This window comes from Belnapia moabensis DSM 16746 (genome assembly GCF_000745835.1).
GTDB lineage: Bacteria > Pseudomonadota > Alphaproteobacteria > Acetobacterales > Acetobacteraceae > Belnapia > Belnapia moabensis.
Genome location: NZ_JQKB01000016.1, coordinates 24779 through 36969, shown reverse-complemented (window position 1 = coordinate 36969; position 12191 = coordinate 24779). Strand labels below are relative to the sequence as shown.

10 protein-coding genes and 1 pseudogene are annotated in these 12191 nt (G+C 69.7%); 6 read left to right on the top strand and 5 right to left on the bottom strand.

Annotation, left to right across the window (positions count from 1 at the left end):
- Positions 1-3: 3 nt before the first annotated feature.
- The 5 genes and pseudogenes from map to EP26_RS12590 all read right to left on the bottom strand — a co-directional run.
- Positions 4-831 (bottom strand): type I methionyl aminopeptidase, encoded by an 828-nt coding sequence (gene map, locus EP26_RS12610; protein WP_408735100.1) that lies wholly within the window; start codon positions 829-831, stop codon positions 4-6.
- Between the two features lie 82 nt (positions 832-913).
- The gene (locus tag EP26_RS12605) at positions 914-1807 is read right to left on the bottom strand and encodes a methyltransferase domain-containing protein (RefSeq protein ID WP_043338933.1); all 894 of its coding nucleotides are present in this window, start codon (positions 1805-1807) and stop codon (positions 914-916) included.
- A gap of 31 nt (positions 1808-1838) precedes the next feature.
- Positions 1839-2408, bottom strand: coding sequence for a hypothetical protein (locus tag EP26_RS12600; protein ID WP_043338931.1), 570 nt, complete (start codon positions 2406-2408; stop codon positions 1839-1841).
- 3 nt (positions 2409-2411) lie between these two features.
- The gene (locus tag EP26_RS12595) at positions 2412-3080 is read right to left on the bottom strand and encodes a TerC family protein (protein ID WP_052389118.1); all 669 of its coding nucleotides are present in this window, start codon (positions 3078-3080) and stop codon (positions 2412-2414) included.
- Between the two features lie 308 nt (positions 3081-3388).
- Positions 3389-3991 (bottom strand): annotated as a pseudogene (locus tag EP26_RS12590) (TerC family protein); the annotation flags it as partial.
- 144 nt (positions 3992-4135) lie between these two features.
- Here EP26_RS12590 and purB point away from each other — a divergent pair.
- From purB to EP26_RS12560, 6 genes are all read left to right on the top strand, one after another.
- The gene (gene purB, locus EP26_RS12585) at positions 4136-5473 is read left to right on the top strand and encodes an adenylosuccinate lyase (protein ID WP_043338930.1); all 1338 of its coding nucleotides are present in this window, start codon (positions 4136-4138) and stop codon (positions 5471-5473) included.
- Positions 5474-5561: 88 nt separating this feature from the next.
- A complete protein-coding gene (locus EP26_RS31915; protein ID WP_052389117.1) occupies positions 5562-5855 on the top strand; it encodes a hypothetical protein in 294 nt (97 codons plus the stop codon).
- Positions 5856-5980: 125 nt separating this feature from the next.
- Complete coding sequence (locus tag EP26_RS12575) at positions 5981-7579, top strand: tetratricopeptide repeat protein (RefSeq protein ID WP_157033518.1); 1599 nt, start codon at positions 5981-5983, stop codon at positions 7577-7579.
- 4 nt (positions 7580-7583) lie between these two features.
- The gene (locus tag EP26_RS33065) at positions 7584-9041 is read left to right on the top strand and encodes an FkbM family methyltransferase (protein WP_084112496.1); all 1458 of its coding nucleotides are present in this window, start codon (positions 7584-7586) and stop codon (positions 9039-9041) included.
- Entirely contained in the window at positions 9038-10465 is a 1428-nt protein-coding gene (locus tag EP26_RS12565; protein WP_052389115.1) for a tetratricopeptide repeat protein, read from the top strand. Before EP26_RS33065 ends, EP26_RS12565 begins: the two co-directional genes overlap by 4 nt.
- A gap of 101 nt (positions 10466-10566) precedes the next feature.
- Positions 10567-12189, top strand: a complete 1623-nt coding sequence (locus tag EP26_RS12560) for a beta strand repeat-containing protein (RefSeq protein WP_043338929.1) — start codon at positions 10567-10569, stop codon at positions 12187-12189.
- Positions 12190-12191: the final 2 nt, after the last annotated feature.

Sequence of the window (12191 nt, the reverse complement as noted above, 5' to 3'; positions counted from 1 at the left end):
CGGCTAGACCTCGTAGGGCGGTTTGTGCAGCCCGGCCGGGGAATAGGTGAAGACCTCCACCCCCGTCTCGGTGACGCCGACCATATGCTCGAACTGAGCGGAAAGGCTGCGGTCGCGCGTCACCGCCGTCCAGCCATCGTCGAGGACCTTCACCTCCGGCCGGCCGGCATTCACCATCGGCTCGATGGTGAAGAACATGCCGGGGCGGAGCGTCGGTCCCTCGCCCGGGCGGCCGAAATGCAGCACGTTTGGCGGCTCGTGGAAGCGCCGGCCGATGCCGTGGCCGCAGAAGTCCCGCACCACGGCGAAGCGGTTGCGCTCGACGAAGCTCTGGATGGCATAGCCGATATCGCCGAGCGTCGCGCCTGGCTTCACCACCTCGATGCCGCGCATCAGCGACTCATAGGTGACGTCGAGCAGCAGCCGCGCCTTGGTCGAGGCGGTGCCGGCGACATACATCCGGCTGGTGTCGCCATGCCAGCCATCGAGGATGACGGTGACGTCGATATTCACCACATCGCCATCCATCAGCACCCGCTCGCCGGGGATGCCGTGGCAGACCACATGGTTGATCGAGGTGCAGATCGACTTCGGATAGCCGCGATAGCCGAGCGGCGCCGGCACGGCCCCCTTCGACAGGATGTGCTCGTGGCAGATGCGGTCCAGCTCCGCCGTGCTCACGCCCGGGCGGACATGCGGGGTGATGAGGTCGAGAGTCTCGGCGGCCAGCTGGCCGGCCCGCCGCATGCCCGCGAAGTCATCGGCGGAATGAAGGGTGATGCGGCGCGCGTCGCCGCCCTGCTGGTCCATGGTCTTCGACTGTCTCTGCATTCGGCGGTTGCGCCCAAGATGATCGCGGGGCGCCCCGGGCGCAATACTTGCGAGGCCCACGACATGTCGCGGACGCGCGAGGTCAGCCCCCGGCCCGCTCGCCCGCGCTGCGCTCCTCGACGCCGAGCGCATCGGCAAGGCGGGCATTGGCGCTGCCGGGGCGAGCCGGCCGGCTCTGGCTCCCATGCGGCGCCCAGCCGGTCATCATCAGCAGACGGAAGGAGGCGGGGATGCCCTCCGGCTCCTGCGGCAGCCCGGCCAGCGCCATCGGCAGCAGGGCGCGGGGGGGGGTTCGGCCGTCACGGGCAAGGACGGCATTGGCCTCCCCCGCCGCGCGCAGGTCCCGCAGCAGGCCGAGCGGCGTCCGATAGCGGAGCGGCAAAGTCTCCCCATCCGCCACCGGCAGGGCGAAGCCGGCCCGCTGCAACAGCCCCGCCAGGTCACGCAATTCGGGAAAGGGCGAGACCCGCGGCGAGAGGCCGCCCCGCAACGCGCTCTCCGCCCCGGCCAGCGCCTCGCGCAGCTCCTGCAGGGTGCCGAGGCCCGGCAAGGATGCGAGGAACAGCCCATCCGGCCGCAACGCCCGGCGAATCTGCACCAGCGCCCCCGGCAGGTCATTCACCCAATGCAGCGAGAGGTTGGCGACGATCAGGTCGAAGCTTTCCGGCGCGAAGGGCAGCACCTCCTCGTCACCGGCCAACGGTAGGCCACCCGCCCCGGCCGCCATGCGCGCCGAGAGGTCCATCGAGACGACGAAGGGGATGCCCCGTGCCCGCAGCCGCGGCGCCACCGCCCCACGCCCGCCGAGGTCGAGCGCTCGGGTGAAGCGGCGGGTGATATCGTCCAGCCGGTCGAGCAGCCGGTCGGCCGCCTCCTCCAGCACCGGCGCCACCTGGGCGACGGTGGCGGCGGCCCGGTCGCGACGGAGGCGCACTAGGCGGCGGTCGAAGACACGCATCGGGTCGGGGCTGCTCATCTCCCGCAGGTAGGGCGCCGGGGCGCCGAAGTCACGGGGTACGCAGCGCGGCGAGGATGGCCGAGGCAAAGGCACGGGCATCGGCCGGAGGCGGCTCCCGCCGCGGCATCGCCACTCGCAGCCGCAGCACCCCGCCGCCCATCGCGCCGGCGCAGACCAGACCCTGCACCCGCTCTCGCCCGTAGGAGCCGGATATCTCGGCGCAGCGCAGCAGGGCGGGCCCTCGGGAGGGCAGGGTGAAGCGCCCCTCCTCCCGCATCCGGCGGGGCGGCACGGGGCGCAGCGCCTCCTGCACCAGTTCGTTGAAGGCCGCCTCGGCATCGGCGCTGCCGGCGCCCTCGGGCAGCGTCACACCGGGCTGGCGGTAGAGCTCCACCGTGGCACCGGCGGCGATCAGGCCCGGCGTGCGATAGCCGATCTCACGCCCGGCCTCGCCGCGCGGCAGCGAAGTGGTGGCACCGCGGAGGAAGCCGGCTGCCTCCTCCGGCAGGCGAGCAGCCAGGTCAACGGGAGCGGCCGCCGTGCTGGCGGGGGGTTGGGCCGGCATCTGGCAGCCGGCCAGCAGCAGCGCGGCCGCGATGGCCGCCCGGCCGGGCCTCACCCCTCAACCTTCCCGCTGGTGGACCAGGGCGGGGCTTCGCTCCAGCGCCGCATGGCCGGCGCCGTACATCCCCACCAGCCGGTGCGCATCCTCGTAGACCATCCTGACGCCGATCCAGACGATCAGTGCGACTCCGAGATAGGCGATCCAGCGGTAGCGCTCGAGCAGCTTCGAGATCAGCGTCGCCGCAACACCCATCAGCAGGATGGAGATGATGAGGCCGACGATCAGCATCGGCATGTTGCCGACTGCGGCTCCGGCCACGGCAAGGACGTTGTCGAGGCTCATCGAGACATCGGCGATGACGATCTGGCGCAGCGCCGTGGCCATGGTCTTGGTCTCTTGCGGGGCGTGAGCTCCCTCGGCATCGGCCTTGTCCTCGTTCCGAAGCTCCTTGAAGAAGCTGTAGGCGATCCACAGCAGCACCAGCCCGCCCACGAGCAACAGGCCCGGCACCGCAAGCAGCCAGACCGCGGCGAGGCTGAGGAAGATGCGGAGCACCACCGCCAGCACCATGCCGAACATGATAGCCTTGCCGCGCTGCTCGGCCGGCAGGCCGGCGGCGGCGAGGGCGATGAGCACCGCATTGTCGCCCGAGAGGATGATGTTGACGCCGAGGATCTGCCCCAGCAGCAGCCAATTCCAACTCTCGGCGATAGACGACGAATCCATGCGGCGGGCTCCGGCCGGGTGACGATGGCGACAACGGCCGGGCTTCCGGCGCGGCGCACCCTAGGGGAGCGATTCCAGCCTGTGAAGTCGGCGCCCGGCATACGACCGGGCGCCAAGTAGCTCATTACATTGCCAATTTTTCATCAATCCCGGTCGGCGGCCCGGCGCAGCAACGTCACCGTCGCCGTTGCCAGGGCGGCGACCACGATGACCTGCAGCGCCGTCGCCGCCGCCCAGATCCAAGCCGGGAAGACATGCGGCAAGGCGAGATAGCCGAGCGGCAGCAGCAGGTAGGCATAGGCCCCGGGCACCTGACCGGCGACCTGATGCGTCCCTTCCCAGATCATGTCCACCGCCACGTAAAGGATGACGGCGAGACCCACCCAGGCAATCCAGCGGTGCTTGTTCAGCAGGTTCGCGATGAGCGTCGCCGCCACCCCCATCAGCACCACCGAGATGGCGAGGCCGAAAACGAGCACCCAGGTGTGCTCCTTGGCCGCCCCGGCCACGGCGAGGACGTTGTCGAGGCTCATCGACACATCGGCGATCAGGATCTGGAGGATGGCCTGCCCGAGCGTCTTGTTCGGCGGCGCCGTGACCTCGGCCTCGGCGAGCGCCGCCTCGGACGGGACCTCGTGATGCGAGCGGAGTTCGCGGAACATCTTCCAGCAGACCCAGAGCAGCAGCACGCCGCCCGCCAGGGTAATGCCAACGATGGCAAGAAGTTGTGCGGTGATGGCGGCGAAGCCGATGCGCATCACCGTCGCCGCGGCGATGCCCCAGAGAATTGCCTTCCGCCGCTGCTCCGCCGGCAACCCGGCCGCGGCCATGCCGACGACGATGGCATTGTCGCCAGCCAGGACGAGGTCGATGAACAGCACCTGGGCGAGCGGGACGAGCCATTCGGGCATGGAAGAAGGTTCCTTGTGGAAGCCGGCCGCAGATAAATATCAAGCAATCTTTGTGCAAGCCCAATCAGCAACAAGCTGTCGGTCTTGCCATCCGCCTCCGTGCGGTTCAAACCCCCCTCCCCACTCCTGACGCCCGAGGCCCGGATGGTCCCCCGCTATACCCGCCCGCAGATGGCCGCGATCTGGTCGCCGGAAGAGCGCTTCCGCATCTGGTTCGAGATCGAGGCGCTGGCTGCCGAGGCCATGGCCCAGCTTGGCACCATCCCGGAGGAGGCCGCCCGGGTCATCCGCGAGAAGGGCGCGCCCCGCGCCGCCTCGATCGGCCCGGCCGAGGTGGAGGCGATCGACGCCATCGAGCGTGTCACCCGCCATGACGTCATCGCCTTCCTCACCTGGATGGGCGAGGGAATCGGGCCGGAGGCGCGCTTCATGCACCAGGGCATGACCAGTTCCGACGTGCTGGACACCTGCCTCGCCGTTCAGATGACCCGGGCGGCAGACCTGCTGATCGCCGATCTCGACGCGCTGCTGGCGGCGCTGAAGGCGCGTGCCTTCGAGCACCAATTCACTCCCACCATCGGCCGCAGCCACGGCATCCATGCCGAGCCGACCACCTTCGGGCTGAAGCTGGCCGGGTATTACGCCGAGTTCCGCCGCAACCGTGACCGGCTGGTCTCCGCCCGCGCGGAGATCGCCACCTGCGCCATCAGCGGCCCGGTCGGCACCTTCGCGAGCGTCGATCCCCGGGTCGAGGCCTATGTCGCCGGGAAGCTCGGCCTCGCGGTGGAGCCGGTCTCCACCCAGGTCATCCCCCGCGACCGGCATGCCGCCTTCTTCGCGGCCCTCGGCGTCGTCGCCTCCTCGATCGAGCGGCTGGCGACCGAGGTGCGCCACCTCCAGCGCAGCGAGGTGCGCGAGGCCGAGGAGTTCTTCCATGCCGGGCAGAAGGGCTCCTCCGCCATGCCGCACAAGCGGAACCCGGTGCTGTCGGAGAACCTGACCGGCCTCGCCCGGCTGGTTCGCAGCCATGTCGTCCCGGCGATGGAGAATGTCGCCCTCTGGCATGAGCGGGACATCAGCCATTCCAGCGTCGAGCGGGTGATCGCCCCGGATGCCACCATCGGCCTCGACTTCGCCCTCGTCCGGCTGACGGGCATGATGGAGAAGCTGACCGTCTATCCCGAGCGGATGACGGAGAACCTGGAGAGCCTCGGCGGCGTCGTCCATTCGCAGAAGGTACTGCTGGCGCTGACCCAGGCGGGGATGAGCCGCGAGGCCGCCTATTCTGCCGTCCAGGCCGCCGCCATGGCCACTTGGCGGGCGCTCGGCCGGCCGGACTTCCGACGGTTCCGCGACAACCTGCTCGCCGAGCCAGGCGTCGCGGCGGTGATGGACGGGGCGGAGCTGGACGCGGCCATGGACCCGACGCGCGACTTCGCCCATGTGCGCACCATATTCGACCGGGTCTTCGCGGCGGAGTGATCCGCGGCCCCGGTGGTACCGCGCAGTTGCCGCGTTTCCGCCGCAAGCGGGGCGCTATTCTCCCTGCATGCAAGGAGGATCGGCTGCGATGCGCGCCCTTCGACTGACCATTCTCGCCCTGGCCGGTCTCGTCGCCGGACTGGCGCTCGCACCCTCGCCGGGCGAGGCGCAACCTTACTGGTATGGCCGCCCGCATGGCCATGGTTATGGCCATTATCGCCCGCCGCCGCCACGCTACTGGGGCCCGCCGCCTCCGCGCTATTACGCGCCGCCTCCGCCGCCGGTCTATTATCGGCCGCCGCCGCCCGTCTATTACGCGCCGCCGCCGCGCTACTACGCCCCTCCGCCGCCCCCGCCCGGCTTCGGCTTCTACATCCGCTGAGGCGGGAACGCCCAAGGAACGGCTTAACGCTTCCTAAGCTTTCGGTACCCTAGGGTCGCAGCCGGATACGGTCCGGCACGATCCTGGGGCATACCGCTCCCCGGCGCGCCGGCGCAGGAGCGGATATGGAAAAGCCATTGCCGCCGGTGCCCGCGCGGGATCCCGCCGGGCTGATCGCCATGGCCAGCCGCTGCGCGGCCGCCGGGGATCATCGCCGGGCACTCTCCCTTTTCGATCACGCTACGGCCCTCGTGCCGGAAGATGCCGCAGCCTGGGCCGGCGCCGGCCTTGCCCTCCAAGCCCTCGGTCGGCCGGGCGAGGCGATGGCCGCCCTTTGCCGTGCTCGCGTCCTCGCCCCCGGCCTCGCTCCCGTTCGCACCGGCATTGGCGGCGTCCTGCTGGACCGCGGGCTGGCCGCGGAAGCCGAGGCGGAATTCGCCGCGGCCACCGATGCCGCACCGGGCTGGTGGGTCGGCTGGGCCAATCTCGGTCTTGCCCTGCAGCATCGCGGCCAGGCCGAGGCGGCGCTGGCGCCCTTGCGCCGCGCCACCGGCCTGGCGCCGGATCAACCGGAGGCCTGGCACAGCCTCGCCACCGCTCTGCTCATGCTCAATCAGGCGGAGGAGGCCGAGGCGGCGCTGCGCCACGCCCTCTCGCTCGACCCGCACCATGCCCTGGCGCATTCCAACCTTGGCTGGGCGCTCCGTGGGCAGAACCGCCTGGATGAGGCGCGGGCGGCCTATCGCGCTGCCCTGGCCATCGCCCCGGACCATGCTGAGACGCGATGGAACCTCGCCGTCACCGACCTGCTGTCCGGCGACTGGGCATCGGGCTGGGACGGGGCGGAATGGCGCTGGCGCGTTCCCGGCTTCCCTGCCCGGCCGCGCGGCTTCACCCAGCCTCTTTGGGGCGGCGAGGCGATCGAGGGCCGCACCCTGCTGTTGCATGCCGAGCAGGGCTTCGGCGACAGCATCATGATGCTGCGCTACCTGCCGCTGGTCGCCGCCCGCGGCTCCCATGTGCTGCTGGAACTGCCCGCGCCGCTGCTGCCCCTGGCCGCCGGCCTGCCAGTGGAGGTCATCGCCGCCGGCACGCCGCTGCCGGGCTTCGACCTGCATTGCCCGCTGCTCAGCCTGCCTCGCGCCTTCGCCACCCTGCCGGAGACGGTACTCCCCTCACCCTATCTCGCCCCGCCCGTCGAGGCCTTGGCGCGCTGGAGCGGGCGGTTGCCAAGCGATGGCGGCCCGCCGCGGATCGGCCTCGTCTGGGCCGGGCGGCCGACGCATAAGAACGACGCCAACCGCTCGATCGGCCTGGCCGCCCTCGCCCCGTTGCTGGCCATGCCGGGGCTGCGCTTCTACGGGCTTCAGGCCAGGCCGAGGGCAGCGGATATCGCCAGGCTCGGCCTCGAGCCGCAGATCGAGGACCTTTCCCCCCAGCTGACCGATTTCGGCGAGACGGCGGCGGCGCTGGCGCGGCTCGACCTCCTGGTCTCGGTCGATACTTCGGTCGTGCATCTCGCTGGCGCGCTCGGCCGGCCCTTCCGCCTGCTGCTGCCCTTCGCGCCGGACTGGCGCTGGATGCTCGGCTGGGAAGACACGCCTTGGTACCCCTCCGGCCGCCTGCTGCGCCAGGCGCGGCCGGGCGACTGGTCGGCCCCGCTTTCGGCCCTTGCCGCCGATCTCGCCCAACTCGCCCCCTTTCCGGCCCTGGCCGCGGAGTAGCCCCATGCATGAGCAATCCAAGGCGGCCAAGCGTCGCATCGCCGATGCTGCGTTCCTCATCCGCTACATAGTCGGCGACGCTCTCGATATCGGCGCCGGGCCGGACGGGCTCTCGCGCCATATCGGCGCCTTCCCGCTGCTGAAGAGCGTCCGCGAATGGGACATGCCGGATGGGGACGCGCAGTACCTGGCGGGCCTCGCCGATGCCAGCTTCGACCTGGTCCATGCCAGCCACTGCCTGGAGCATATGGTCGATCCGCGGGTTGCGCTCGGCCATTGGATCCGGGTGACGAAGCCGGGCGGCCATCTCGTCATCACCATCCCCGACGAGGACATGTACGAGCGCGGCCACTGGCCGAGCCGTGCCAATGCCGACCACAAATGGAGCTTCACCACCTTCAAGGCCGAGAGTTGGGCGCCGAAATCGGTGAACATCGTCGATCTCGTCCGTGAAGTCGGCGGGCTGGTGGAACTGGAGCGCATCCAGGTGGTGCGTGACTTCTTCCGCCCGGATGTGCCTGGCGACCAGACCATGGGCCCGGTCGCCGAATGCGCGATCGAGTTGGTACTGCGCCGCCGGTCGGAGGCCATGCCAGCGCCGATGTTGCATGGTGCGGCCGACCGCAGCCTGATCCCGCCCATCGGCCGCACTCGGCTGAAATCCTGCCGCCAGGGGTTGATGCTGTTCAACAGCCAGGACACCAATGTCGGCCGGCTGCTCGACACCTATGGTGAGTATGCCGAGCATGAGGTGGCGCTCTTCGCCCGCCTGTTGCGGCCGGGCGATGTGGCGGTGGATGCCGGCGCCAATATCGGCAGCCTCTCCGTTGCCATGGCGCGGCAGGTCGGCCCGCGCGGCTGGGTGCATGCCTTCGAGCCGCAGCCGCATGTCTATCGCAACCTCGTCGCCAATGCGGCGCTCAACGAGCTCGACCAGCTTGAATGCTGGAACGCCGCGGTGGGCGAAGCGCTTGGCACCATCGAGGTGCCACGGATGGACCCGAACGCACGTCACAGCTTCGGCAGCGTGGCGCTCGACCCCAACCGGCGCGATGATGCAGCGGATGCGGCCCGCGGCGTGCTGGTTCCGGTGATGACGGTGGATGGCCTCAATCTTCCCGCTTGCCGCCTCATCAAGGCTGATGTGGAGGGGATGGAGGCGCATGTGCTGCGCGGCGCCCGTGAGACCATCGCTCGTCATCGCCCGCTGCTTTATCTTGAAGCCGAGCTGAAGGAGGGCGTGCCAGCGCTGCTCGAGGAGGTGGCCGCGCTCGGCTATGCGCCCTACTGGCATGTTGTGCCCTATGTGCAGACGGGCAATTTCTACGGCAGACCGGTGGAGTTCTTCCGCAACATCGTCGCGGTGAACCTGCTGGCGGCGCCGCCCGGCTTCACCGTGAACGGCCTGCCGCCGGTCCGCTCGGCGGATTGGCAGGTCGATCTGCGTCCCGTCGCAGCATGACCGGGCCACTGCTGGCGGAGGCGCATCGCCTCGCCGCCGCCGGGCGCGCGGCCGATGCGCTCTCCCTCTACGACCGGGTTCTGGCGCAGGATCCTGGTGCAGCCGATGCGGCGAACAATGCCGGCGTGCTGCTCCGTCAACAGGGGGCGCAGGCGGCAGCGCTGCGCCGCTACCGCCAGGCCATCGCCGCCGTTCCGGAGCATGCCGATGCCAGCTGGAATCTGGGCCGGCTGCTGCTCGATCAGGGTGAGGTGGACGAGGCCTTCCTGCATCTCCACCGGGCCGCTGCCCTGCGCCCGGGCTGGGAGCGCTGGCACGGCCTCGGCCGCGCCTGCCAAGCCCGCGGCGACCTGGCCGGTGCCGAAGCCGCCTATCGCGAGGCATTGGCCGTAAAACCCTATGCGGTGGAAACCCTGAACAACCTCGGCACCACCCTGCAAGCCGCCGGCCGGCTCGACGCGGCGCTGCCGCTGCTGGACCATGCCATCGCGCTCGCACCGGATCATGCCAATCTTCGTTACAACCGCTCGCTGCTGCTGATGCTGATGGGCCGCTGGGCAGCGGGTTGGAGCGAACATGAATGGCGTTGGCGGGCGCCTGGCTTCCTCTCTCCACGTCGGCGTTTCGACAGCCCGGTCTGGGACGGCGACCCGATGGACGGCACGCTGCTGCTGCATTGGGAACAAGGCCTGGGCGATACGATCCAATTCCTGCGCTATATTCAAGCTGCGCGCAGGCGCGTCGGCCGACTGGTGCTGGAAGTCCAGCGGCCTCTCCTTCCATTGCTGCACAATTTGCCCGGCGCTGATCTCGTATTGCCTACTGGCACCTCGCTGCCGCCCCATGCAGCCCATGCGCCGCTGCTGAGCATGCCGCACCTGCTTGACGACCCGACGCCCTCTCCCGCTCAGCAATACCTTTTCGCGGAACCTGAACGAGCGGCGCGCTGGGCCACAAGGCTGCAGGGCGAGGCCCCCCTGATCGGCTTGGTCTGGGCCGGCAATCCATGCCACTCGAATGACCGAAATCGCTCTGTCCCGCTCGGCCTGCTGGCGCCGCTGCTGAAGCGGGACGATCTGCGGTGGGTGTCGCTGCAGGTCGGGCCTCGTGCCGCAGATATCACTTCGACAGGCTTCGGCAGTCGGTTGGTCGACCTCGCACCTACTCTGACCGATTTCGCAGAGACGACGGCGGCCCTGGCGCAGCTCGACATGCTGGTCGCCGTCGATACCGCGGTGGCCCATCTTGCCGGCGCGCTTGGGTTGCCGTGCTGGTTGCTGCTGCCCTTCGCGCCGGATTGGCGCTGGGGTCAGCAAGGCGAAAGCTGCGCCTGGTACGAAAGCCTGCGGCTCTGGCGTCAGCCCGCTCCGGGTAATTGGGCAAGCGTAGTCGCAGAAATCGCCGAACGGCTCCCCGGACGTTAAGCGGAAAGTTACCAGTAGCCCATTATACCGCTGCATCGGCCCAAAGGGTCTCGCCGTCGGCAAGATGCCGATCTCTGCAATCAGAACGCAGGAATCAGCCCATGTCCGGCACGGTCACGCTTGGAGACTCCGCCAATATCATCACCCTCAGCAGCTTCGACAGCCTGACGGGTGGAACTGGCAATGACATCGTCACGGTGACCGGCGCGATTTCCGGAGGCACGGTCAATCTTGGCGCCGGCGCGGACCGGCTGACCCTAGGTAACGGTGGCTATACGCTGACCGTATCCAATGTAGAGACCATCATTGGCGGCACCGGCGACGACGACGTCACCCTCGGCGCCGCCATCTCCGGCGCCACCATCAGCCTCGGCGCCGGCACCGACACCCTCACCCTGGCCAGCGGCGCCAACACCCTCACCGTCTCCGGCGCCGAGACCATCACAGGCGGCACAGGCGCCGATGCCGTCACCCTCGGCGCCGCCGTCTCCGGCGCCACCATCACCCTCGGCAGCGGCACCGACAGCCTCGTCCTCTCCGGCGCCGGCGCCAACACCCTCACCCTCGGCGCCGACATCGAGACCATCACCGGCGGCTCCGCCGCCGACACCATCACCCTCTCCGCCGCCGTCTCCGGCACCACCGTCAGGCTCGGCGCCGGCACCGACAGCCTCACCCTGGCCGATGGCGGCAACACCCTGCGCATCGGCGCCGTCGAGGCCGTCACCGGCGGCGCCGGCGACGACGACGTCACCCTGACCGACGCCCAGACCAGCGGCAGCATCAACCTCGGCGCCGGCGCCGACAGCCTCATCCTCGCCAGCGGCGCCAACGCCCTCACCCTCGGCAACGTCGAGACCGTCACAGGCGGCACCGGCGCCGACGCCATCACCTTCGCCGCCGCCATCTCCGGCGCCACCGTCAGCCTCGGCGCCGGCGCCGACAGCCTCACCCTCGCCCACGGCGCCAACACCGTCACCGTCACCGGCGTCGAGACCGTCACCGGCGGCACCGGCGACGACGACGTCACCCTCGGCGCCGCCATCTCCGGCGCCACCATCAGCCTCGGCGCCGGCACCGACACCCTCACCCTGGCCAGCGGCGCCAACACCCTCACCGTCTCCGGCGCCGAGACCATCACAGGCGGCACAGGCGCCGACATTATTAGCTTCAATGCTGCAATCTCGGGATCCAGCATCGATCTTGGCGCAGGGACGGACCGCTTGGTGCTCGCCAACGGCGCCAATACGGTCACCGTCACCAATACCGAGGTCATCACCGGCGGCAGCGGTGCCGACGCCATCACAGTCACCGGCTCCGTCTCCACCCGGATCACGGGCGGCGACGGAAACGATACGCTGGTCGGCGGCGGTGGCGGCGATCAGATCAGCGGCGGACTTGGCAATGATGTGTTGACGGGCGGTGCCGGGGTGGACCGCTTCACCTTCGGCGCGGTCAACGACTCGCCAATCATAGCCGGCGACACGATCACGGACTTCAACCCGGCGAACGATCTGCTGGTCTTCACCGGAATGCTGACGGGCGCCTTCTCCTTCCTTGGCTCCGCCGCAATGACTGCAAGCGGGTCGACGCAGGCCCGGTTCGACGACACGACCAAGGTCCTGTCCATCGATCTCGGCGGCGACGGCACGGCCGACATGAAGATGGTCCTGACCGGCGTGAACCTCGCCGATCTGGACTCCAGCGCCTTCCTCTGGCTTTAGGG